General features: G+C 73.8%; 22 protein-coding genes. 12 read left to right on the forward strand and 10 right to left on the reverse strand.

Annotated elements, in window-relative coordinates; genetic code table 11:
* Positions 1-16: 16 nt before the first annotated feature.
* The gene (cydD, locus tag Actkin_RS00610) at positions 17-3175 is read left to right on the forward strand and encodes a thiol reductant ABC exporter subunit CydD (RefSeq protein WP_258905447.1); all 3159 of its coding nucleotides are present in this window, start codon (positions 17-19) and stop codon (positions 3173-3175) included.
* Positions 3176-3290: 115 nt separating this feature from the next.
* Positions 3291-4415, forward strand: coding sequence for a GAF domain-containing sensor histidine kinase (locus tag Actkin_RS00615; protein WP_258905448.1), 1125 nt, complete (start codon positions 3291-3293; stop codon positions 4413-4415).
* Here Actkin_RS00615 and Actkin_RS00620 read toward each other — a convergent pair whose 3' ends face one another.
* From Actkin_RS00620 to Actkin_RS00630, 3 genes are all read right to left on the reverse strand, one after another.
* Positions 4416-5036, reverse strand: coding sequence for a response regulator (locus Actkin_RS00620; protein ID WP_308425867.1), 621 nt, complete (start codon positions 5034-5036; stop codon positions 4416-4418).
* Positions 5037-5042: 6 nt separating this feature from the next.
* Entirely contained in the window at positions 5043-5969 is a 927-nt protein-coding gene (gene coaA / locus Actkin_RS00625; RefSeq protein ID WP_189208917.1) for a type I pantothenate kinase, read from the reverse strand.
* A 129-nt stretch (positions 5970-6098) separates the two neighbouring features.
* Positions 6099-6683, reverse strand: coding sequence for a macro domain-containing protein (locus tag Actkin_RS00630; protein WP_229786558.1), 585 nt, complete (start codon positions 6681-6683; stop codon positions 6099-6101).
* A gap of 101 nt (positions 6684-6784) precedes the next feature.
* Here Actkin_RS00630 and pheA point away from each other — a divergent pair, with 101 nt between their 5' ends.
* From pheA to Actkin_RS00650, 4 genes are read left to right on the forward strand one after another with little or no spacing between them, the layout of a single operon-like run.
* Positions 6785-7693, forward strand: coding sequence for a prephenate dehydratase (pheA, locus tag Actkin_RS00635; protein WP_189208916.1), 909 nt, complete (start codon positions 6785-6787; stop codon positions 7691-7693).
* On the forward strand, positions 7690-8295 hold the full coding sequence (locus Actkin_RS00640; RefSeq protein WP_189208915.1) for a histidine phosphatase family protein: 606 nt from the start codon (positions 7690-7692) through the stop codon (positions 8293-8295). The genes pheA and Actkin_RS00640 overlap by 4 nt, the downstream gene beginning before the upstream one ends.
* Positions 8296-8352: 57 nt before the next feature.
* Entirely contained in the window at positions 8353-9345 is a 993-nt protein-coding gene (locus Actkin_RS00645; protein WP_309569098.1) for an efflux ABC transporter ATPase subunit, DrrA-related, read from the forward strand.
* Positions 9345-10151: an ABC transporter permease gene (locus Actkin_RS00650; protein ID WP_189208914.1), complete on the forward strand. Its 807-nt coding sequence runs from the start codon at positions 9345-9347 to the stop codon at positions 10149-10151. The genes Actkin_RS00645 and Actkin_RS00650 overlap by 1 nt, the downstream gene beginning before the upstream one ends.
* 3 nt (positions 10152-10154) lie before the next feature.
* Here Actkin_RS00650 and Actkin_RS00655 read toward each other — a convergent pair whose 3' ends face one another.
* Complete coding sequence (locus Actkin_RS00655) at positions 10155-11375, reverse strand: MFS transporter (protein WP_258905449.1); 1221 nt, start codon at positions 11373-11375, stop codon at positions 10155-10157.
* A 237-nt stretch (positions 11376-11612) separates the two neighbouring features.
* Between Actkin_RS00655 and Actkin_RS00660 the strand changes: the two genes are divergently transcribed.
* Positions 11613-12206: a DUF4232 domain-containing protein gene (locus Actkin_RS00660; protein ID WP_258905450.1), complete on the forward strand. Its 594-nt coding sequence runs from the start codon at positions 11613-11615 to the stop codon at positions 12204-12206.
* Here the strand turns inward: Actkin_RS00660 and Actkin_RS00665 are convergent.
* Both Actkin_RS00665 and Actkin_RS00670 read right to left on the reverse strand, forming a co-directional pair.
* A complete protein-coding gene (locus tag Actkin_RS00665) occupies positions 12193-12837 on the reverse strand; it encodes a response regulator (RefSeq protein ID WP_189208911.1) in 645 nt (214 codons plus the stop codon). The genes Actkin_RS00660 and Actkin_RS00665 overlap by 14 nt on opposite strands.
* Entirely contained in the window at positions 12834-14495 is a 1662-nt protein-coding gene (locus Actkin_RS00670; protein WP_258905451.1) for a sensor histidine kinase, read from the reverse strand. Before Actkin_RS00670 ends, Actkin_RS00665 begins: the two co-directional genes overlap by 4 nt.
* A gap of 192 nt (positions 14496-14687) precedes the next feature.
* On the opposite strand from Actkin_RS00670, the gene Actkin_RS00675 reads away from it, so the two are divergent.
* Genes Actkin_RS00675 through Actkin_RS00685 form a run of 3 tightly spaced genes read left to right on the forward strand, consistent with a single transcriptional unit; the run spans position 14688 to position 15514 of the window.
* Positions 14688-14837 (forward strand): hypothetical protein, encoded by a 150-nt coding sequence (locus Actkin_RS00675; protein ID WP_189208909.1) that lies wholly within the window; start codon positions 14688-14690, stop codon positions 14835-14837.
* An 18-nt stretch (positions 14838-14855) separates the two neighbouring features.
* Entirely contained in the window at positions 14856-15188 is a 333-nt protein-coding gene (locus Actkin_RS00680; RefSeq protein WP_258905452.1) for a PASTA domain-containing protein, read from the forward strand.
* Positions 15185-15514: a nucleotide pyrophosphohydrolase gene (locus Actkin_RS00685; protein WP_258905453.1), complete on the forward strand. Its 330-nt coding sequence runs from the start codon at positions 15185-15187 to the stop codon at positions 15512-15514. Before Actkin_RS00680 ends, Actkin_RS00685 begins: the two co-directional genes overlap by 4 nt.
* Before the next feature lie 1290 nt (positions 15515-16804).
* Here Actkin_RS00685 and shbA read toward each other — a convergent pair.
* The 4 genes from shbA to Actkin_RS00705 form a co-directional block, all read right to left on the reverse strand.
* Entirely contained in the window at positions 16805-17422 is a 618-nt protein-coding gene (shbA, locus tag Actkin_RS00690) for an RNA polymerase sigma factor ShbA (RefSeq protein WP_189208906.1), read from the reverse strand.
* 134 nt (positions 17423-17556) lie between these two features.
* On the reverse strand, positions 17557-18144 hold the full coding sequence (locus Actkin_RS00695; protein WP_258905454.1) for a glucosaminidase domain-containing protein: 588 nt from the start codon (positions 18142-18144) through the stop codon (positions 17557-17559).
* A 73-nt stretch (positions 18145-18217) separates the two neighbouring features.
* On the reverse strand, positions 18218-19387 hold the full coding sequence (locus Actkin_RS00700; RefSeq protein ID WP_396122920.1) for an endonuclease/exonuclease/phosphatase family protein: 1170 nt from the start codon (positions 19385-19387) through the stop codon (positions 18218-18220).
* Between the two features lie 70 nt (positions 19388-19457).
* On the reverse strand, positions 19458-20420 hold the full coding sequence (locus tag Actkin_RS00705; protein WP_258905455.1) for an SDR family NAD(P)-dependent oxidoreductase: 963 nt from the start codon (positions 20418-20420) through the stop codon (positions 19458-19460).
* 108 nt (positions 20421-20528) lie between these two features.
* Between Actkin_RS00705 and Actkin_RS00710 the strand changes: the two genes are divergently transcribed.
* Entirely contained in the window at positions 20529-21425 is an 897-nt protein-coding gene (locus Actkin_RS00710; protein ID WP_258905456.1) for an AurF N-oxygenase family protein, read from the forward strand.
* A 41-nt stretch (positions 21426-21466) separates the two neighbouring features.
* Positions 21467-22645, forward strand: coding sequence for an RtcB family protein (locus tag Actkin_RS00715; RefSeq protein WP_258905457.1), 1179 nt, complete (start codon positions 21467-21469; stop codon positions 22643-22645).
* The last annotated feature ends 2 nt before the right edge of the window (positions 22646-22647 follow it).

A 22647-nucleotide genomic window follows, 5' to 3' on the forward strand; every position in this document is an offset into this window, starting at 1 on the left:
CCGAGACTTGCCCCGGGTGCCAACCAATCCCGCCGATCAGCCCCGGGGCAGGGGTCCGCTCGGCGCGCTGCCGGGGTTGTCCCCGTCGGCGCGCCGGGCGCTGATCCTCGGCGGCGTGCTGGCCGTGCTGACGGCGGGCGCGCTGGTGGTGCAGGCGTGGGCGCTGGCAACGGTGCTGGCCGAGGTCGTCGCGGGCGCGGGGGCGTCCGTGGGATGGCTGATCGCGGTGGGGAGCGCGGTCGCCGTCCGGTCGCTGCTCGGGTGGGCGACGCGGGTCGTCGCCGCCCGGGCGGCGGCGGGGGCCAAGGCCGAGCTGCGCGCGGTGCTGCTGGACCGGGCGCTGGCCGGTGGTCCGGAGTGGATCGGCAGGCGCGGGGCCGCCGAGCTGACCGCGCTGGCCACCCGCGGCCTGGACGCGCTGGACGCCTACTTCGGCACGTTCCTGCCCGCGCTGGTGACCGCGATGGCCACGCCGCTCGGCGTGGGCGCGGTGATCCTGTTCGTCGACTGGCCGTCCGCGGTCGTGGTCGCGCTGACGGTGCCGTTGATCCCGCTGTTCGCCATCCTGATCGGCAAGCACACCGCGGACCGGGTGGGTGAGTCCGCCGAGGTGTCGGAGCGGCTGTCGGGGCGACTGCTGGAGCTGGTCAGGGCGCTGCCGGTGCTGGCGGCGTTCGGCCGGGACCGGGCGCAGGAGCGCACGGTCCGGGAGGTGTCGGAGGGGCACCGCCGCACGACCGTCGGCGTGCTGCGGGTGGCGTTCTCGTCCGCGTTGGCGCTGGAACTGGTGGCGACGCTGTCGGTGGCGCTGGTCGCGGTGGTCATCGGGCTGCGGATGCTGTCGGGGGACCTGACGCTGCTGGTCGGGCTGTTCGTGCTGATCGTGGTGCCCGAGTGCTACCTGCCGCTGCGCGCGGCGGGGGCGGCGTACCACGCGTCGGAGGACGGGTTGGAGGCCGTGCGCCGGGTGGCCGCGCTGCCGCCCGTGCCGCCGTCGGGGACGGTGCCGGTCGAGGGGTTCGACACCGTCCGCGTCGAGGGCGTCGGCGTGCGCAGGCGGGACGGCTGTGCGCCGGACGGGATCTCCCTGGTGCTGCGGCCGGGCTCGGTCGTGCGGCTGGACTCGCCGAGCGGCAGCGGCAAGTCGACGCTGTTCGGGGTGCTGCTCGGCTTCGTCGCGCCCGACCGGGGGCGCGTGCTGGTCGACGGCGTGCCGCTGAGCGATATCGACATGTCGACCTGGCGGCGGCTGGTGGCCTGGGTGCCGCAGCGGCCGGTGTTCGCCGCGGAGGTGGTGGCCGACGAGGTGGGGCCGCTGCCGCGCGGCGAGCTGGCCGCGGTGGCGCGGACCGTGGCCGCCGAGCACCTGCTCGACCGGCGGGTGGACAGCCTTTCCGCGGGGGAAAGGCAGCGCGTGGCGGTGCTGCGGGCGCTGGTGCGCCGCGATGTCCGGCTGCTGTTGCTGGACGAGCCGACCGCGCACCTGGACTCCGCGACCGCCGCGCTGGTGATGCGCGCGGTGTCCCGGCTGGCCGCGCGCGGCGTCGCGGTCTGCATCGCCTCGCACGTGTCGGTGGTCGGCTCGGGCGACGTGCCCGCCGCGTCCACTGTGGAGGAAGCGGTCGCCGAGGCGGAGGCTTCGGGGCGGCTGCGCGAGCTGATCAGCCGCCGGACGCTCGGGGGCGCGCTGCTGGGGGCGGTGGCGCTGGCGTGCGGGGTGGCGCTGACGGCGTTGTCGGCGTGGCTGATCGCGCGGGCGTCGCAGCAACCGGCGCTGCTGGTGCTGTCGGTGGCGATCGTGGGCGTGCGGACGTTCGGTCTCGCGCGAGCGGGCCTGCGCTACCTGGAACGGCTGGTCAGCCACGACGCGGCCTTCCGCGACGCGACCCGGCTGCGCGGCGAGCTGTGGTCGGCGCTGGTCCGCCGCGGCCCCGCCCGCGCGCTGCGGGCCGGGGAGGGTCTGCGGCGGCTCGTGGACGACGTGGACACCGTGCGCGACCTGACGCCGCGCGTGCTGGCCCCGCCGGTCGTCGCCTTGGGCGTGGCGCTGGCCGCGGTCGCGGTGCAGACGGCGATGGCGCCCTCGGCGGGCCTGGTGCTGGCTGCGGCGCTCGTCGTGGCCTGCGTCCTCGCGCCGCTGGTCACCCTGGCCGCCGAGCGCCGGGCGAGCGCCGCGCTGGCCGAGGGGTCCCGCACGGTCGCCGACCGCGTGTTCGCCCTGCTGGCGGGCGCGGCCGACCTGGTCGCCTTCGGCCGCGACACCGGCCGCCGCGCCGAGCTGGCCCGGCTGGACGCGTCGCTGACGGCCCGCGCCCGCCGCCAGGCGTTCGGCGCGGGGCTCGGCGAGGCGCTGATCACGCTCGTGCTGGGACTGGCGGCCGTGCTGTCGGTGCCGCTGGCGGCGGGCGTGCTCGACCCGGTCCTGGTGCCGATCGTGGCGCTCGTCCCGCTGGCGGTCGCCGAGGCGGTCATCCCGCTGACCGGGGCGATGACGCACCTGGGCCCGCTGCGCGCCGCGTACGGCCGGATCAGCGCGCTGCGCGCGGACCGGGGCACGGTCGTGGCGCCGCCGCAGCTGTGCACGGGCGTCCGGCTGGTCGCCCCGGAGCTGCGCTGGCCGGGGGCGTCCGCGCCCGCGCTGCGCGATGTCGACCTGCGGATCACCCCGGGCTCGTTCGTGGCCGTGGTGGGGCCGTCGGGGTCGGGGAAGTCGACGCTGCTCGCCGCCGTCCTCGGCTTCCTGCCCGTCCCGGTGCTCGCCCGCCCGTCGGCGGTGGCCTGGGCGCCGCAGGACCCGATGCTGGTGTCCACCACGGTCCGGGAGAACCTGCGCCTGGCCGACCCGCACGCCGACGACGGCAGGCTCGCCGCGGCGCTGGCCAGGGCGGGCCTGCCCGGCTTCGACCTCGACGCGCAGGCCACCGCGGTGTCCGGCGGCGAGGCCCAGCGCATCGCCATCGCCCGCGCCCTGCTCGCCGACGCGGACGTGGTCCTGCTCGACGAACCGACCGCCCACCTCGACGAGCCCACCGCCGACGCCGTCCTGGCGGACCTGCGCGCGGCGCTGGCCGACCGCATCGTCGTCCACGTGACCCACCGCCCGGCCGAGGCGGCCGCGGCGGACGTCGTCATCGAGGTCGTCGACGGGCGCGCACGGATGCTGAGCAGGGTCTGATGAAGCCGAAGCCGTGCGAGTGCCGCCAGCCGCTGGTGTGGATGCTGTGGTCCCGCCCGGCCCCGCGTCCGGAGCGAGCCCGGCCGAGGGAGAAGGCATAGCCTTGGTCCTCACCATGGACCCCACGCTGGCTGCCCGAACCCTGACCGCGTCCACCGAGATCGCCACCGCGGCGCTCGCAGGCGACGACCCCGACGCCGTCCTCGGCCTGGTCGTGCGCAGCGCGGCCGCCCTCGCCGAGGCCGACCTCGGCCTGGTCATGGCCCTCAGCGACGACGGCGGCGTCACCGTCGAGGCCGCCCACGGTGCGCAGAGCCCGGTCGGCCTGGTGCTCTCGCCGAGGTCATCGGCCGCCCGCGTGGCCCGGGGCGGCGTCCCGATCGTCGCCGACGACGTCACCACCGACCCGCGCACCGCGCCCTACGTCCCGCGCGAGCTGCAGGTCTACGGCCCGTTCGCCGCCGCGCCCTTCGGCACCCGCGAACGCAGGCTGGGCGCGCTGACCGTGTACCGCAAGCGCGGCGCCCGCCCGTTCACGCCCGCGGGCGTCGAGGTCCTCACCGCGTTCGCCGCGCAGGCGGGCCTGGTCCTGGTCCTGTCCGAAGGCGCGATCGCCCGCCGCCGGATCGGGGTGTACGAGGAACGCGAACGCATCGCCCGCGACCTGCACGACGTCATCGTCCAGCGGCTCTACGCGGCGGGCATGCAGCTGGACCTGCTGACGCGCCGCCCGGCGCGCAAGCTCGCCAAGGCCGACGCCGCCCGCATCGCCGAGGTCATCGATCAGCTGGACACGGCCATCGCCGACGTCCGCGCGGTGGTGCGCACGCTCCGCAACCCCGACCCCGAGGAACCGGCGGCCGACCTCGCCGAATCCGCCACCGCCGAGGTCGCGACCGCCCGCGAGCTCCTGGGCTTCGCCCCGTCGCTGGAGATCGTCGGCGACGTCCGGGACCTCCCCACCGAGGTGGCGGACAACACCAGGGCCGCCCTCCGCGAAGCCCTGTCGAACGTGGTCCGCCACGCGGGCGCCCTGCGCGTGACGGTCCATCTGCGGCGTGACGACAAGCTCCTGCGCCTGACCGTCGCCGACGACGGCTGCGGCATCCCAGAGGGCGTGACGAGGCGCGGGCTGCGCAACCTCCACGACCGCGCCGAGCGGCTGGGCGGCACCTGCACGGTCCGCTCGTCACCGAGGAGCGGCACGGCCGTCACCTGGGAAGTGCCCCTGCCGGGCTGACTACCGCTCCCGGCGGGCGAACCAGGCCACCGCCTGCGTCCGCCGCTGCATGCCCAGCTTCGCCAGCACCGACGTCACGTAGTTCTTCACGGTCTTCTCCGCCAGGAACAGCCGCTCGGCGATCTGGCGGTTGGACAGCCCCTCGCCCATCAGCTCCAGGACCTCCCGCTCCCGCTCGGTCATCGCCGAGAGCTCGTCGGAGGCCGAGCGCCGCATCCGCTCCAGCACGCGGGCCGTCGTCACCGGGTCCAGCAGCGACCGCCCGGCCGCCACCTCGCGCACGGCGGTGATCAGGTCCTGCCCCCTGACCTGCTTCAGCAGATAGCCCGCAGCGCCCGCCATGATCGCCTCGACCAGGGCGTTCTCATCGTCGAACGCCGTCAGCACCAAGCAGTGCGGCGCGGGCGTCAGCGAGCGGAGGGACCGGCACAGCGAGACGCCGTCCCCGTCCGGCAGCCGCACGTCCACGACGGCCACGTCCGGCGCGGACGAGGTCGCCCGCACCAGCGCCTCGGCCACCGACCCGGCCTGGGCGACCACCTCGATGTCCGGCTCGCCGTCCAGCAGGTCGCGCAGGCCGCGCCGCACGACCTCGTGGTCATCGACCAGCAGCACCCGGATCACACGTCACAGCTTACGGAGCCGCACCCGGGAGATCCGGTGGTCCGAGCCCTTGCGCAGCACGAGCGTCGCCCTCGGGCGGGTCGGCAGGATGTTCGACAGCAGGTTCGGCTCGTTGATCCGCTTCCACAGCACCCCCGCCTCCGCCCGCGCCTCGTCGTCGGAGAGGGCCGCGTAGTGGTGGAAGTGCGACGACGGGTCGGCGAACGCCGTCGAGCGCAGCGCCAGGAACCGCTCGATGTACCAGCGCTCGATGTCCTCGGGGTGGGCGTCGACGTACACCGAGAAGTCGAAGAGGTCCGACACCGCCAGCCTCGGCCCCGGCTGCAGGACGTTCAACCCCTCGACGATCAGGATGTCCGGCTTGCGGACCACCTGCTCCTCGCCGGGCACGATGTCGTACGCCAGGTGCGAGTACACCGGCGCGCGCACCTCGTCCGAGCCCGACTTGACCTCCGAGACGAACCGCAGCAGGGCGCGGCGGTCGTAGCTCTCCGGGAAGCCCTTGCGGCTCATCAGCCCGCGCCGGATCAGCTCGGCCCGGGGGTACAGGAAGCCGTCGGTGGTGACCAGGTCGACGTGCGGGTGGTCGGGCCAGCGGGCGAGCAGGGTGCGCAGCAGCCGCGCCGTGGTCGACTTGCCGACCGCCACGCTGCCCGCGATGCCGATGATGAACGGCACCTTCGCGCCGTCCTCGCCCAGGAACGCGGTGGTGGTCTCGTAGAGGTGCTGGCGGGCCGCCACCTGCAGCGAGATCAGCCGCGACAGCGGCAGGTAGACGTCGACCACCTCGGCGAGGTCCACCGGGTCGCCCAGGCCGCGCAGCCGGACCAGTTCCTCCAGCGTGAGCGGCAGCGGGGTGTTCTTGCGCAGCTCACGCCATTGCTCGCGGCGGAGTTCGACGTACGGGCTCAGCTCGCGGACCCGTGCCATGTCCGACTCCTCGCGGCGGGATTGTGGGCCTACCGCGCCAACGTAAGCGCTCGGAGCGCATTTGTGGTGTGACGGACTGCACCGATCGGGTGTGGCGCAGGCAACGTGGACATGACGTCCGCGCGACCACTAGGCGCCGAAGACCTCGTCCCACGCCGCCGCGACCTGCCGCGCGCACGTCTGCGGCGACACCCCGCCCACCCCGGTGCCCAGGCCCGGCATCGCCACCGTGCGCACGCCCATGCGGATGGGCGCGCCGTCGTCGAACACCCCGTCGCGCCACAGGCGGAACACCGCACGCGCGGCGAGGTAGGGGTGCACGGTGTCCGGCGGGAGGACGGTGGCGGGCTCGCGCATCGTCGGCGCGCTGATCAGCCACGCGGGCGTGCGCGCCCCGGTCGGCACGATCAGCGCCTCGCCCACCGGCAGCTCGCCGCCGTGGTAGGCCAGCACCGCGCTGCGGACGGACTCCTCGACCCGGGGGAACGACCGCGCGTAGACCGCGTCGATGCCGCCGCGCATCCAGCCGTAGGAGTTGGCGGGGGAGACCACGGCCTGCGCGTCGACGTCCAGCACGGACCCGCGGTGGACCCGCACGTTCGGCCGGGTCGCGGACCGCCACGCCTCGGCGAGCGGTTCGTCCACCGCGCACAACACCAGTTCGAGCGTGTCTGCCTGCGCGTGCACCGTCCCGGTCTCCGAATCCGCGGTCACTCGACCAGCATGTCATCTCCGCGAGCGGCGCGGTAACCGCCATTTGGTAACCCGCAGCACAACCCCAGGTGTCCAACCGGCTGCCCAGTAGGGTGGGCGGCGTGCCGCGTATCGCCTACTTCGGACCCCAGGGCACGTTCACCGAACAAGCCGCCCGCGCGTTCGACGGACAGGCCGACCTGGTGCCCCTGCCGACGATCCCGAAGGCCGTCGCCGCGGTCCGCACGGGCGCGGCCGACCTGGCGTGCGTGCCGGTCGAGAACTCCGTCGAGGGCGCGGTCTCGGCGACCATGGACGCCCTCGCCGTCGACGAGCCGGTCGTCGCCGTCGCCGAGCACGTGCTGCCCATCCGCTTCTCGGTGCTCGTGCGGCCGGGCACGACCGAGATCCGCACGGTCGCCAGCCACCCGCACGCCCTGGCCCAGGTCCAGGGCTGGCTCTCGGCGAACCTGCCGGAGGCGACCCAGCTCGCGGCGACCTCCACCGCGGGCGCGGCCGTGGGCGTGGTCGAGGGCCAGTACGACGCCGCCGTCACCGCGCCGGTCGCCGCGACGCACTACCCGCTGGAGGAGCGCGCCACGGACGTGGCCGACGAGCGCGACGCGGTCACCCGGTTCCTGCTGCTGAGCAGGCCGACGACCGCGCCCGCGCCGACCGGGGCCGACCGGACGTCGGTGCTGGCCGTCGTCGCCCACCAGCCCGGCGAACTGCAGAACCTGCTCACCGAGCTGGCCCTGCGCGGCATCAACCTCTCCCGCATCGAGTCCCGCCCGCTGCGCGGCCGGTTCGGCGAGTACCGCTTCTACCTCGACTTCGACGGCCACATCGCCGAGCACCGCGTCGGCGAGGCGCTGGCCGCGCTGCACCGGCGCAGCCAGCAGGTCCGCTTCCTCGGCTCCTACCCCAAGGCCGACGGCGCGGCGTCCCTGGCCCCGCCCGGCCACCGCGACATCGACCACGCCGCCTCCGCCGCCTGGCTCGCGGCGCTGCGCACGGGAGGCGAGGCATGACCCGGCTGTTGCTGGTCCGCCACGGCGAGACCATCTCCAACGTCAACCACGTCCTGGACTCCGCCCCGCCCGGCCCGCCGCTGACCGCGCTCGGCCGCCGCCAGGCCGAGGCGTTCGCCGAGCGCACCAAGCACGAGCCGGTCACCGCCGTCTACGCCAGCACCGCCATCCGCGCCCAGGAGACCGCCGCCCCCATGGCGGTCCGCCGCGGTCTCGACGTAGCGGTCCTCGCGGGAGTGCACGAGGTGCAGGCGGGCGAACTGGAAGGCCGCAACGACCCGGAGGCCCTCGCCGCGTTCGTCGAGGTCTACCGCGGCTGGACCGAGGGCGACCTGCACCGCGCCATGCCCGGCGGCGACACCGGCCACGCCGTCCTGGAGCGCTTCGCCGCCGACATCGCCAAACTCCGCGCCGACCACCCCGACGAGACGGTCGCCCTGGTGACCCACGGCGGGATCCTCCGCCTCGGCGCCGAACTCCTGGCCGACAACGTCGGCCCCCAACTGGCCAACGCGGGCCTGATCCCCAACACCGGCCACGTCCTCCTGGAAACCCGGGGCGACGGTTGGCACTGTCTGGAGTGGACCGGAGTCCGCCTCTAGCGGCGAGTGCCGGAATTCGGGGGCGCGTTGTCGGGGGACGGGGCTACCCTGCGCGACATGTCATCGGTAGCGGTCCGCGCCGAGGGGCTGGTGAAGACCTTCGGGTCCACCCGCGCGCTCGACGGCGTCGACCTGGAGATTCCCACTGGGACCGTGCTGGGGTTGCTGGGCCCGAACGGGGCGGGCAAGACGACCACCGTGCGCATCCTCACCACACTGCTGCGGCCGGACGCGGGGAAGGCGTTCGTCGCGGGGCACGACGTGGCCGCCGATCCGCAGGCGGTCCGCCGGTCCATCGGGCTGTCCGGCCAGTACGCGGCCGTCGACGAGAACCTGACGGGCACGGAGAACCTATACATGGTCGGGCGGCTCTACGGGCTCAGCCGGGCGGACGCCCGGGCGCGCGCCGCCGAGCTGGTCGGGCGCTTCCGCCTGGTCGACGCGGCCGACCGGCCCGCGCGCACCTACTCCGGCGGCATGCGCCGCAGGCTGGACCTGGCCGGGGCGCTGGTCGCCGCGCCCGCCGTCGTCGTGCTCGACGAGCCGACCACCGGGCTGGACCCGCGCGGGCGCATGGACACCTGGGAGGTCATCGGCGAGCTCGTCGCCGACGGCACCACCGTCCTGCTGACCACCCAGTACCTGGAGGAGGCCGACCAGCTGGCCGACCGGATCCTGGTCATCGACCGGGGCAGGGTCATCGCCTCCGGCACCGCCGACCAGCTCAAGGCCGGTGTCGGCGGCGAGCGGCTGGACATCGTCGTCGCCGACGCGGGCGAGCTGGCCGCGGCGCGGGCAGCGCTGAGCGCGGTTGGGGTCGGCGAGCCGGACGTCGACGAGCACCAGCGCAAGCTGTCCATCAAGGTCGACACCGGGCCCAAGGCGCTGGTCGAGGCGCTGCGCCTGCTCGACCGCGACAGCGTCGGCGTGCTCGACGTCGGACTGCACCGGCCCACGCTCGACGACGTGTTCCTCGCGCTGACGGGGCACGCGGCCGAGGAGGACGCGCCTCAGCCGGAGAAGAAGCGCCGGAAGAAGGGGGACTCCTGATGGCCGTGATCACCGCGGGCGCCCGCGACAGCGGCGTGGTCGCCTGGCGCAACCTGATGAACGTGCGCCGCCAGCCCGACCTGCTGCTCGGCGCCACCCTGCAGCCGATCATGTTCGTGCTGCTGTTCGCCTACGTCTTCGGCGGCAGCATCGGCGGCGACGCCGACGCCTACCGCGAGTTCCTGATGGGCGGCATCTTCGCCCAGACGGTGGCGTTCAACTCCGCGTACACCACCCTCGGCATGGCGGCCGACCTCGACAAGGGCGTCATCGACCGGTTCCGGTCGCTGCCCATGTCGCGCGCGGCCGTGCTCCTCGGCCGCACCAGCGCCGACCTCGCGGTCTCCGCGCTCGGCCTGGTCGTGATGGCCGTCTGCGGGCTGATCGTCGGCTGGCGCATCCGGGGCAGCCTCCTCGACGCCGTGGCCGCGTTCGCGCTGCTGCTGCTGTTCTCGTTCGCGATGTCGTGGATCGGCGCGTGGGTCGGCATGGTGTCCGGCAACGTGCAGGTCGCGCAGAGCGCGGGCTTCATCTGGATGTTCCCGTTCGCCTTCATCTCCTCGGCGTTCGTCTCCGCGTCCAGCATGCCGGGCTTCCTGCGCACGATCGCGGAGTGGAACCCGGTCACCGCGGCGGCCGACGCGGCCAGGACGCTGTTCGAGAACCCGCGCCCGGGCATCCTGGGCACCTCGGACGCCTGGCCCGCGCAGCACCCGGTGCTGTGGTCGCTGATCTGCTCGCTGATCATCCTGGCGATCTTCGTGCCGCTCGCGGTCGGCAAGTACCGCAAGGTCGCCAGCAAGTAGCGCTCAGGCCGGTGCGCCGTTGAGGGAGTCCACCTCGGCGGCGTGCCGGTCGAGCGAGATCCAGACGAACCCGCCGAGCAGGATCTGCAGCGCGCCGGACACCCCGAACACCGCGCGCGTGCCCAGCCAGTCGGCCAGCAGGCCGCCGAGCAGCGCGCCCAGCGGGATCGCGCCCCACACCGCCGTGCGCCAGACCCCGAGCACCCGGCCGAACAGGTGCTCGGGCACGAGCGCGCCGCGCAGGGCGCCCAGGATGACGTTGATGACCACGACGGCGGCGGCGAACACGCCGAACAGCAGGCTGGCCGAGATCGGGTCGCCGACGAGGGACATCAGCCCGAAGCCGAGCCCGCAGAACCCGGTGGCCAGGGTGAGCACCGTGCGCCGGGGCAGCCGCTTGGTCAGCCGCGGCGCCAGCCACGCGCCGAGCAACCCGCCGACGCCGCCGACCAGGGCGAACACGCCGAACGTCGCCGCGTTGAGGCCCAGGTCCTCGATCGCGTAGAGCACCAGCAGCGCCTGCGCCAGCTCCGAGGTGAGCGCGACGGACGCGGCGAACAGCACCAGCTGGACCATCAGCGCATGGCCGCGCAGCCACCGCCACCCCTCGGCGAGCTGCACCCGCAGCGCGGTCTGCTCGGGGTCGACGGCCTTGGGCCGGTACTTGCCGTGCAGCAGCACCAGCAGCACGGCGGCGATGGCGAACCCGACGGAATTCAGCAGGAAGGGCAGCGCGGCGAACAGGGCGAAAGTGAGGCTGCCCAGCGGTCCGCCGAGGAACGTCTGCCCGACGATCTCTACGCTCTGCAACTTGCCGTTCGCAGATTCCAGTCCGGCCCGGTCCACGACAGCCGGGATGAGCGCCTGGGCGGCACTGTCCGCAACCGTCTCGACCGTGCCCAGCGCGAGGGCGAACGCGTAGAGCAACCAGATCGTCGTGGCGTCGGCGAGCACGAGCACGGCGAGGCCGCCGACGATCAGCGCGCGCGCCGCGTTGGCGAGCAGCATGGCCTTGCGCCGGTCGACCCGATCGATGAGCACGCCGGTGAGCAGCGAGAACAACAGCCAGGGCAGGAACGACGTCGCGGACAGCCCGGCGATGAGCACGGGGTCGCGGGTCACGCTGACCGCGAGCAGGGGGAAGGCGACCTTCCCGATACCGTCCCCCAGGTTGGACAAGGCGCTTGAGCCAAGCAGCCAGGCCAGCCGTCGATCCTTCGTCACCACACCGCCCTTGTGAGCACGATCCGTAATCGTGCTTCCCCAGCACCCGCCATGGTCGCGACGTTACTGTCTGCACATAGGACGTCACCACCCCCGAACGGGCGGCAATTCTTCACACCGGGGCGGCCCGACTGTGAATCGGGGGCGTGTTCGGGTGGCGCGCGGTTGATCATTCGCGCATCGTGGAAAGGAAAAGTGGGAGGGCAACATTCGCCGGAGGGTCTTATGCGCGCGCGGATGATCGGATTGATCGGACTGCTGGCCGTGGCGGCGTGCGGGAGCCCACCACCGGCGGGCGACGCGGGAGCGGGCCCGTCGCTGGCCGAGCCGCCGACCGGGACGTCCACGGAGGTGACGGGGGCGAACGGCGCCACATCGCCCGCCACCACGGCGTCGCGCCTGCCGGTGGCGACCGACTGCAAGACCGACGAGCTGTCCCTGTCCATCGAGGACGACTCCGCGGGCGCGGGCACGGTCTACCGGAAGCTCGTCTTCACGAACACCGGTTCGCGGGTCTGCGTCCTGCACGGCTTCCCCGGCGTGTCCTATGTGTCCGGTGAGGGCGGCGAGCAGGTCGGGCCTGCCGCCTACCGGGAGGGCACGAAGGGCGCCCCGGTCACGCTGAAGCCGGACGGCACCGCTGTCGCGCCGGTCGGGTTCGTCAACGTCCGCAACTACGACGCCGCCGTGTGCAAGCCGACCGAGGTGCGCGGGCTGCGGGTGTACCCGCCGCAGGAGACCGCCGCCATGTTCGTCGCGCTGGACGGGCTCGGCTGCGCGGGCAACCCGCCGGGCAACCAGCTGGTGGTGAAGACGATCACGAGGTCATGAGGCCGGTGCGCCACGCCCAGGCCGCGATCTCGACGCGGTTGCGCGCGCCGATCTTGGCCTGCACCGCCGCCAGGTGAGTCTTCACCGTCGACAGCGACAGGAACAGCTCCGCGCCGATCTCGGTGTTCGTCAGCCCGCGGGCCGCGGCCTTCACCACGTCGGTCTCCCGCTCGGTGAGGGAGGCGGCCTGCGGGTCGACCGACCGCGGCGAGGCGAAGTGGCGCAGCAGCCGCACGGTGATCTGCGGGGAGACCAGCGCGTCGCCGCGGTCGGCCGCGCGCACCGCCTCCATCAGCAGGGCCGGGCCCGCGTCCTTGAGCAGGAAGCCGGACGCGCCGTTGGCCAGCGCGGTGTGCACGTACTCGTCGAGGTCGAACGTGGTCACCACGACCACCTTGATGGGGTCGGCCACCTCCGGCCCGGCCAGCGCCCTGGTCACGGCCAGGCCGTCCATCCCGGGCATCCGGATGTCGAGCAGGCACACGTCCGGGCGCAGCTCGCGCGCCCTGGCCACGGCGCTGACGCCGTCCGGCACGTCGGCGACGACCTCGATGTCGGGCTGGGTCTCCAGGATCATCCGGAACCCGGCGCGGACCATCTCCTGGTCGTCGGCGATCAGCACCCGGATCACGAGCCGTCCTTTCGCAGCGGGAAGCGCGCGTCGACGGTCCACCCCGCCGTCTCGCCCGGGCCCGCGGCGAACGCGCCGCCGAGCAGCTCGACGCGTTCCCGCATGCCCACCAGACCGTAGCCGCCGGAGCCGCCCGCCGGTCGCACCCGGGCCGTCGTCGCGTCGTCGGACACCCGCACGCGCAGCTCGCCGTCGGCGGGCTCGACGGTGACCGACACCCGCGAGGCGTCCTGGGCGTGCTTGCTGACGTTGGTCAGCGACTCCTGGACGATCCGCAGCACGGTCCGCCCGGCCTCCGGCGGCAGCGTGTCCGGCAGCGACAGTTCCATGTGGACCTCAGGGCCGGGGAAGCCCGCGGCGACCGCGCGCAGGTCGGCGGCGAGGTCGGCGGTCGCGGCGTCGGCGGCCCCGGCCTCGCCCGCCTGCGTCCCGCGCATGCTGCCGACCAGCATCCGCATGGCGGCCAGCGCCTCGGTGCCGCTGCGCTCGATCTTGGCCAGCGCCTGCGCGGTCTTCGCCGGGTCGGCGACGAGCTGGGCGGCCTGCGCCTGCACGACGATCCCGGTCACGTGGTGGGCGACGACGTCGTGCAGCTCCCGGGCCAGGGCCATCCGCTCGGCCTGCTGCGCGCCGGACACCGCCACCCGGATCGACTGGTTGCGGGCCCGGTCGCGGGAGCCGAAGTACTGGCCGGTGGCGACCGACAGCAGCAGGAGGAAGGCGGCCACGAGGAAGAACTCGGTGTCGGGCCGGTCCCGGGTCGCCGCGGCCAGCGCGATCGTGGCGAGCGCGTCGGCGCCGACGAGCGCGACGACGGCCGAGGTCGCCTTCTGCCGGTCGCAGTAGCGCACCACGTAGGCGACCAGCGCCATCTGCGCGGCGACGATGGCCGCGGGCGGGCGCAGCCCGGACATGGGGTGGTCGAGCAGGTAGGCGAGGACGGCGATACCCACCCCGGACACCACCACGATGACGGCCGCGTTGATCGTCCAGTGCAGGGCGTCGCGCGGGCCGAGCACCGCGCACACCGCCGTCGCGACCGCGGCCAGCAGCGGGAAGGCGGCGTAGGGGCCGAGCCGGTCGATGTCCAGCGTGGCGCTGGAGTCGACCAGCAGCGCCAGCGTGAGGGCCAGCGCCAGCGGCCACTGCCCGCGCAGGAACGTGCGCATCGGCGAGTCGCCGCCGCCCAGGCGCAGCGCCACGCCCGCGCCCACGGCCAGGACCGCGCCCACGGAGGCGAGGTCGAGATCGGTGTAGTGCCAGTAGGGCCTGCGTATCAGGACCGCGCAGACGGCCGAGGCGAGCAGGCCGAGCGTCGCCGCCGCGGCGACCCCGCGCGGCGTCCGCCAGATGACGATCGCGATGACCATCATCCCGGCCAGCGCCTCGGTCGCCGAGAGCGACAGCAGCGACTGGACCCCGAAGAACGAGTACGGGTCCCGTTCGCGCAGCACGACCGACATCGCGAGCACGGCCCCCGCGCAGGCCAGTCCCCCGAGAACCGGCCTGCGCAGGGCGAGGAAGACCGTCGCGACCATCGGCAGCGGGACCAGCAGCGCGGCCCCGCCCCACAGGCTCCCCAGCACCGCGATGTCGGTCAGGTACGCGACGGCCAGCAGGCCCGCCATCCAGCGGCGCACGGTCGCAACGGTCTCCATGCCGCAGAACGCTAGAACGCCCAGGACGAACGCGCCTCGGCCGACCGGCGGGCAGGCATCGGCCGATCGGCCAGGGGACACCGCGCCGCGCATGCCCGGACGGCCGACGCACCCCACCCGCTCGGCCGATCCGCCGGGGCGCTCCCGGGAGAGACGCTGTGAGCAGCGAAAACAACGACGGAGGTGCTCACGATGGTGACCGCGGTTCTGGTGTGGATCGGCGTTGTCCTCGGCCTTGCCCTGCTGCTGACCATGGCGCTCGGCCCGGCGATCGTCCAGATCGACAGCAAGCTCTACGAGCGCAAGCGACGCCGGGATGCCGGAGTGCGCGTCGGGCGGTAGCCCGCGAGACTGGTGATCATGCGACGGACCCTCGCGGCGCTGGCCGCGATCGCCCTCACCGCGTGCGCACCGGCCGACCCGGCCAGCCCACCGGCGTCCGTGGCCCCGCCCAGCGGCTCCGCCGACGCCCTGCCGGTGCCGGACGTCGTGGGGATGGAGCACCAGCGGGCCCAGGACACCCTGCAGTCAGCCGGGTTCTTCCACCTCGCCGAGGAGGACGCGACCGGGCAGGGGAGACTGCTGGTGTCCGACCGCAACTGGGTCGTCGTCTCGCAGGACCCGCCCGCGGGCGCGGTGGTCCCGGCGTCGGACAGGATCCTGCTGCGCTCCAAGAAGAAGACGGACCCGTGACGATAGAAGACCTCAGCGCCCGCCAGCGCGCCTTCGCCGCCGCCCGCGCCTGGGAGCGGTGGCACACCCCGAAGAACCTGGTGATGGCCCTCTCCGGCGAGGTGGGCGAACTCACCGAGATCTTCCAGTGGCTCACCCCGGACCAGGCCGAGGCCGCCTACGCCGACCCCGACCTGCGCGCCCGCATCGACGACGAACTGGCTGACGTCCTGCTCTACCTAGTCCGCCTAGCCGACGTCCTCGGCGCCGACCTGCTGGCCGCCGCCAACGCCAAGATCGACCGCAACGAGCACCGCTTCCCCAAACCCGCCCCACTGACCGACTGACCGGGCCTGCTCCTGACCGGTTGACCGGGCCCCCCGCCCGCTCAACCCGGCTGCCAGCCCCCGCTCAACCGGTTGCCAGCCCCGCTCAACGCTGGCCCTGCCCGCCCCGCTCATCCGCGTGGCCCGCCTCCGCCCGGTCGCCTGGCCGCTATGCCTCCGGCCCTGCTCAACCGCTCGGCTGGCCCCCCGTCCGGTTCCGCCGGTCGTCTGGCCTCCGCCCGGCTGGCCCGGCCTCCATGCCTCCGGCTCCGCTCAACCGCTTGGCTCGCGCCCGTCCGGTTCCCCCGGTCGCCTGGCCCCCCGGCTGGCCCGGTTGCCAGGCCTTCGGCTCCGCTCGACCGCTTGGCTAGCGCGTGTCCGGTTCCGCCGGTCGCCTGGCCTCCGCCCGGCTGGCCCCGTTGCCGGGCCCTCGGCTCCGCTCGACCGCTTGGCTAGCGCGTGTCCGGTTCCGCCGGTCGTCTGGCCTCCGCCTGGCTGGCCCGGTTGCCAGGCCCTCGGCTCCGCTCGACCGCTTGGCTCGCGCCCGTCCGATTCCACCGGTCGCCCGGCCCCCGCTGGCTGCCAGCCCCTGCCCGGCTCGCTCAGCTCTACCGCCCCCCGCACCGCTCGACCGACTGACCAGCCCCCGCGCAACCGCCTGACCGTGATCCGCCCTAGCGGCTGTCCACCCCCTCAACCGCCAGCCCGGCCCGCCCCGCGCATCCGCTTGCTGGCCTGCCGGCCCCGCCACCCCCACCGGCCCCGCCCGGCTCGCCGGGTTGCCAGCCTCCTGCCCGGCACCACCGGCTGCCCGGCCCCGCCCGGCTCACCCGGTGCCAGCCCCCTGCCCAGCTCGCCCAGCCCCCAATCGCCCCCCGCCCCGCTCAACGGCTGACCAGTCCCGCTCAACCGCCGCCCCACCCGCTCATCCGCTTGGCTGGCCCGCCCGGCTCCACCGGACGCCCGATCCCCGCACGGCTCGTCCAGCCCCCGTTCAACCGCCCCCGCCCCCGCTTAATCGGCTGACCGCTCCCCGCGCAAGCGCTTGACCAGGCCGCTCTAGCGGTTGACCCCGCCCAGCTCAACGACTGGCCTGGCCCCGCCCGGCCAACCGGTGGAGCGGATCCCCCTCCTGCTCCACCGGCGGCCGGTTCCCCCTGTCCCGCTCGGCCGGTTCCCCTGTCCCCTCCACCGGCCGGCCGGGTTCCCCTGTCCCGCTCGCCCCGTCGAGCGGCCCCCGTCCCGGCCAACCGATCGACCGGGCCCCATCCCCCTCAACCCGACTCACCGGACCCCCGCCCAGCTCGCCGATCAGGGCAGGGTCGCGGTCTTGCGGAGGCGGTTGAGGGCGCGGTGCTGGGCCACGCGGATGGCCTCGGCTGTGGTGCCCAGGAGTTGGGCCGTCTCGTGGGCCGACAGGCCCATGACGATCCGCAGGTGCAGGATGTCGCGCTGCCTCGGGGTCAGCACCGCCAGCATGGTGGCCGTCTGGTCGGCCAGTTCGCGGCGGAGGGTGAGTTGTTCGGGGCCGTCGTCGTCGCTCACCATGTCCGGGGTGTCGGCGATCGGGTCGGACTTGTCGCGGGCGTTGGCGCGGTGGACGTCGGCGATCTTGTGGGCGGCGATGCCGTACACGAACGACAGGAACGGCCTGCCCATGTGCTGGTAGGTCGGCAGCGCCCGGTAGATGGCCACGCAGACCTCCTGCGCGACGTCGTCCGCGGTGCTGAACGATCTGGGCAGCCTGCCCAGCTTCGCCCGGCAGTACCGCAGCACGAGCGGGCGGAGGAACAGCAGCAGCGCCTCGATGGCGCGGACATCACCGGTGCTCGCGGCGGCCACGTGCTCGTCCAGGCTCTCCCGGGACACCCGGGGGAACGGGATCCGGCTCGGTGCGAGCCTGGCGGGTTCCAGAGCCGTGCACGTCATGTGTTCCTCCTACGCCAGAAGGGTGACCTCACCCCTAACAGAGCGCGGAGGACCGCACGAAATACCGACGGCCCGTTATTTGTGCCCGACCGAGCCCGACTTTTTCGGTACCGAAACGGCGGGCCACCGAGTGCTCACTCCGGGGAGTCCAAACGGTAGAGGTCGTGCTGGACCATCAGGGCGATCACCTTCTCCGCGTAGCGCGGATCGGTGGCGTACCGCTTGGCGACCTCGGTGACGAACCGGTCCGGGTCGTCGGCGTGGGGCAGGGCGTCGGCGTAGTACGGGCTGGTCGTGATCAACCTGCCGTAGTCGCGGAAGGAGTCGGTCATCGACTCGTACACGCGGAAGGCGGCGACGGTGGGCGCGCACTCGGGCTGGCACTCCGTGGTCGGGTACTCCGCGCAGCCCACCGCGATGGGCCCCGGCCCGGCGGAGGTGCACTTGAAGCCGAAGTAGTTGCGGTGGTTCACCGCCAGCGCGCTGCGGCCCCACCCGGACTCCAGGACCGACTGGCCCGCGGTCACCGAGGCCGGGATGCCGTACTCGGCGGCGACCGCCCGCGCGGCGGGCTCGGCGTCGGCCAGGTACTCCGGGTCGGGGGCCATGGCCATCGCCTCCGCCCGCACCTCCTCCTGGTCGACGACCACCTCGGCCGCGGCGGGCTGGGCCAGGGCGACCAGGAGCGCCCCGGTGACCCCGGCAGCAGTACACCATCGCATAGCGTGACCTCCGCTCGTCCGTTCGAGCGTCAGCGCGCCGCGGGAGGCCCGCAACCGGGGTCACCTGGTCGAGTTACACCGCCACGTCCACCCAGACCAGCTTGTGGTCCGTGGCGTCGTTGAGCCGGTCGTGCTCCGAGCCCGGCAGCGGCCAGAACACGCCCGCGCCCAGCGGCCGCAGGCCGCGGGAGGGCAGCACGTAGTCCGCGCGCAGGTTGCCGGGCGCGGTGTCGTTGAAGTCGCCGGTGTCGTAGCGCGGGTCGCCGAGGTGGGTCAGGTTCGCCCCGCCCTGCCGGGCCGCCGCCTCGACGCCGCCCGCCGACGAGGGCCGCACGTCGGTGACCCGCGGCGCGGTGAGCAGCTGCTGGATGGCCCCGGGCACGCTGTCGCCGTCCACCTCGTCGGAGTTCTGGTCGCCCGCGACGACGAACCGCGCGCCCGGCTTGAGGCCGCCGCGCCTGCCCGAGTCGTCGTAGATGTACCGGGACCTGCCGGGGTGCACGTAGTCCGCCCAGAACCGGATCTCGTCGTGGTTGCGGGCGCCGTTGCGGTCCTCCGGCCCGTCGAACACCGGCGGCGTCGGGTGCGACACCAGGAAGTGCACGGTGTCGCGGCCGATGCGGACCGGCAGGTCCCAGTGCGACTTCGAGGACAGCCGGAACTCCGCGAGGATCTCCGGGGAGTACCAGTCGCCGGGCGCGGCCGTGGCCGGGTCGTCGGGCAGCATCGCGCCGGGCATGTCCGCCCAGCGGAACTCCTGGAACGTCCGCGCCGGGCCGATCGGGTACTTCGAGAGCACGAGCATCCCGTACTGGCCCGGGAAGAAGCCGAACCCGAACGCGTCGTCGGCCGTGCCGGTGCGCCCGTCGCGGTTGAGGTCGAACCCGCTGGGCACGCCGGTGTTCGACGGCGCGATGAAGGCGTGCGGGTAGTGGATCGGGGCCGCGCCGTTCTGGCCGCGCTCCAGGTAGTTCCGCCGGAACAGGTCGACGGCCTCGGGCGCGTGGTCGAACTCGTTGATCAGCAGCACGTCCGGCCGGGTGCGCTGGACGACCTCGGCGATCTCGCGGGCCTGCGGGTTGTCCGGCGTCGACAGGTCGGCGACGAGCTGCCCGGCCGCGGCGCGGTTCAGCGAGGCGTTGTACGTGGCGAACCGCACCGGCTCGGGGCGGGCCTGGGCGGGCGGGACGGCCACCGCGCCCGCGACCAGCGCGAGCACCGGGGCCAGTAAGAGCGACTTCACGGCATCCTCCAAGGTCGGCGCGTCACCTTGGCATCCTCCGACGACCAGCGGGTGAGCGGCACGTGAAGCCTCAGGGGTCGACGCCCGTCCGCGCCACGCACAGGTCCCACAGCGCCGCGCGCTGCTCGGGCTTCTCCCTGGTCCACGGCGTGATGTGGGTCGGGCGGTCGCGGCGGTCGTGCCAGAACCGGCCGGTCATCCTGGCGGGCTCGTCGGCGGCGGCCAGCCAGACGACGGTGTCGGCGCCCTGGTCGGGCGAGCGCAGCAGCGGGGCCATGATCCGGTTGAAGCCGGGCAGCGACGCGGCCACGCCCGGGGTGTCGGCCCAGCCGGGGTGCATGCTGTGCACCACGACGCCGTCGGCGTCCAGGTGCGCGGCCCACTGCTCGGCCAGCACCACCTGCATGCGCTTGGTCCGCGCGTACGCCCGGGTGCCGGAGTAGCCGCCCTCGGCGTACTGCGGGTCGTCCACGCGCAGCCCGGCAGTATACATCCCGCCGGAGGTGACGAAGATCACGCGACCGTGCGCGGCGGCGAGCGCGGGCCGCAGCAGGGCGGTGAGCAGGAACGGGCCGAAGACGTGCGTGGCCAGGGTGATCTCGTTGCCGTCCGCGGTCTCCCTGCGCTCCGGCGGGAGCGTGCCCGCGTTGTGCACGAGCACGTCGAGGCTGCCGTGCCGCTCCAGGAAGTCCTCGGCGAACCGGCGCACCGACGTCAGGTCGGCGATGTCGCAGGTCTCGAGCTCCAGGTGCGCCTCGGGCGCGACGGCCTGGACCTCCGCCCGGGCGGCGGCGCCCTTCTCCGGGTCGCGCACCACCATGTGCACGGTGGCGCCGAGCTTGGCCAGCCCGGCGACGGCGGCCTTGCCGAGGCCGGAGTTCGCCCCGGTGATCACGACGGTGCTGCCCTCCAGCGCCCCGCACGGCGGGTCGGCGGGCCAGAAGCGGCTGCGGACGGAGTAGCCGATGCGGGTGTACCCGGGCACCACCGCCCGGTCGAGCGCGGTGTCGAGGACCCTCGTGCCCAGGCTCATGGGAGCACGCTAGCGGCACCACCACCCCCTCGCTTGTCGCTCTTGACAAGTGGTCGCCGTCACGCGAGTCTGTTTCGTGTTACCGCTAGTAACAGGAGGTGGGTCGCGATGGCGCGAGCCCTGCAGCCGAAGGACGCCGACACCGTCGCGTCCCGACTTCTCGACGCGTCCGCCCGCGGCAGTTACGACCCGCACATCGACATCGACTGGGACGCCCCGCTGGAGGACGGCAAGGCGTACATGCCGCTGGAGCGGGTGTCCCTCTACGGCACCGACCTGTGGCGCGGGCTGTCCGACGAGCAGCGCATCGAGCTGTCCAAGCACGAGATCGCCAGCATCGCCAGCGTCGGCCTGTGGTTCGAGATCGTCCTCATGCAACTGCTGGTCCGCTACGTCTACGACCTCGACCCGCGCTCGCCGCACGCCCAGTACGCGCTGACCGAGATCGGCGACGAGACCCGCCACTCGATCATGTTCGCCAAGGCCATCACCCGCTTCGGCGCGCCCGCGTACGGCCCGGTCAAGCTCATCCACACCGCGGGCAAGGTGTACGGCGCCCTCGCGGGCGGCCCGTCCATGTTCGGCGCCGTCCTGGTCGCCGAGGAGGCCACCGACCGCCTCCAGCGCGCCACCATGGACAACCCGGACATGCAGCCGCTGATCCGCATGGTGAACCGCATCCACGTCGTCGAGGAGGCCCGGCACGTCCGCTTCGCCCGCGAGGCGGTCCTGCGCGACGTGCCCAAGCTCAACCGCGCGCAGCTGGAGGCCCACCGCTGGGTCCTCGCCCTCACCGCGTACGGCGTCATGGACGCCATGATCAACCCGAGGGTCTACCGCAGCGTCGGCATCGAGCCCCGCCAAGGGCGCGCCGTGGCCATGGCCAACCCGCACCACCACGAGACCCGCCGCTGGATGACCGAGAAGGTGATGGCCTTCCTGACCGGCGCCGGCCTCGTCGGCGGCCCGTCGAAGAGCATCCTGCGGGCAGCGCACCTGGTGTAATTCGATCGACCGGGATGCCTTGGCGCGCCTAGCCTTCTTCCATGGCAGCAACCACGATCCCCGGGCAGCACGTCGACATCCGCCTGTGGGCTCGACCCGAATCGGTCGAGGACCAGGCGATGGCGCAGCTGCGCAACATCGCCGCGCTGCCGTGGACGTTCAAGCACGTCGCGGTCATGCCGGACGTGCACTACGGCAAGGGCGCCACGGTCGGCTCGGTGATCGCCATGCGCGACGCCGTGTCCCCGGCCGCGGTCGGCGTGGACATCGGCTGCGGCATGACCGCGGTGCGCACCTCGCTGACCGCGGACGACCTGCCCGCCAGCCTGGCCCCGCTGCGCTCGGCGATCGAGGCTGCCGTCCCGGTCGGCTTCGGCCTGCACCGCGACGCCGCCTTCGACGACCGCGACTTCGCCGACTGGGACGCCTTCTGGGCGCGGTTCGACGACCTCACCGACAAGACCCGGCTCGACCGCGGGCGCGCGGTGAACCAGATGGGCACGCTCGGCGGCGGCAACCACTTCACCGAGGTCTGCCTGGACACCACCGGCCAGGTCTGGGTCATGCTGCACTCGGGGTCCCGCGGCGTCGGGAACCTGCTGGCCCAGCACCACATCGAGGTCGCGCGCGGCCTGGCGCACAACGCCGAGCTGCCCGACCCCGACCTCGCGGTGTTCCTCGCGGGCACCCCGCAGATGGCCGCCTACCGCCACGACCTGTACTGGGCGCAGGACTACGCCCGCCGCAACCGCGCGGTCATGCTGCGGCTGGTGAGCGACGTCCTGCGCGCCCACTTCCCGACCGTGGTGTTCGACGAGCCCATCTCGGTGCACCACAACTACGTCGCCGAGGAGGTCCACTTCGGCGAGGAGGTCCTGGTCACCCGCAAGGGCGCGATCCGGGCGGGCCGCGGCGACCTGGGCATCATCCCCGGGTCGATGGGCACCGGCTCCTACATCGTCCGCGGCCTGGGCAACCCCGACTCCTTCGAGTCCGCGTCGCACGGCGCGGGCCGCAGGATGTCGCGGAACAAGGCGCGCAAGCGCTTCACCGCCGACGACCTCGCCGCGCAGACGGCGGGCGTCGAGTGCCGCAAGGACTCCGGGGTGGTCGACGAGATCCCGGCGGCCTACAAGGACATCGACGAGGTCATCCGCGACCAGTCCGACCTGGTCGAGGTGGTGGCCAAGCTGAAGCAGGTCGTCTGCGTGAAGGGCTGAGC

This window comes from Actinokineospora sp. UTMC 2448, from assembly GCF_024760565.1.
Lineage (GTDB): Bacteria > Actinomycetota > Actinomycetes > Mycobacteriales > Pseudonocardiaceae > Actinokineospora > Actinokineospora fastidiosa.